This is a genomic window from Micromonospora sp. M51, from assembly GCF_018070305.1.
Lineage (GTDB): Bacteria > Actinomycetota > Actinomycetes > Mycobacteriales > Micromonosporaceae > Micromonospora > Micromonospora parva.
Genome location: NZ_JAGPXZ010001392.1, coordinates 1 through 640, shown reverse-complemented (window position 1 = coordinate 640; position 640 = coordinate 1). Strand labels below are relative to the sequence as shown.

Annotated in this window: 1 pseudogene; it reads right to left on the bottom strand. The window is 76.2% G+C overall.

Annotation, left to right across the window (positions count from 1 at the left end):
* Nucleotides 1–640, bottom strand: a pseudogene (locus KBX53_RS35030) (transcriptional regulator); the annotation flags it as partial.

Below are 640 nucleotides of genomic sequence, written 5' to 3'. Positions count from 1 at the left end.
GCCCCGCGCAGCCCGGGGTCGGCGCGCTCGGCCAGCTCGGTGTAGTAGGCGGCGTGCCGGGCGCGGACCTCGTCGGCGTCGCTCAGGCGCTCCAGGCAGAACGCGGCCACCGATTCGAGCAGCCGGTAGCGCGGGGCCGCGCCGGAGTCGTCGAGCACCACCAGCGACCGGTCCACCAGTCGAGCCAGGGTGTCCAGGTCGGTGCGGCAGACGTGTTCGGCGGCCTGCGGGGTGCACCCGTCCGGAAACACCGCCAGTCGGGCCAGCACCGTCCGGTCGGGCTCGTCCAGCAGGTCCCAGCTCCAGGCGATCACGGCGGTGAGCGTCCGCTGCCGGGGTGGCACGTCCCGCTGCGCGGTGGTGAGCAGCCGGAACCGGTCGTCGAGCCGGTCCACCACGCCGCGCACGCCCAGCGCGCGTACCCGGGTCGCGGCCAGTTCCAGCGCCAGCGGGAGGCCGTCGAGGCGACGGCAGAGCTGGGCCACGGCCGCCGCGCTCTGCCCGTCGAGGCGGAAACCGCTCTGCTGCGCGGCGGCGCGGGCGGCGAACAACCGGGCCGCCGCCGAGCGCCGGACCGTGTCCAGGTCACCGTCGTGCGGCACGGGCAGCGGGGGTACCTCCCAGAGCTGCTCACCGGTCA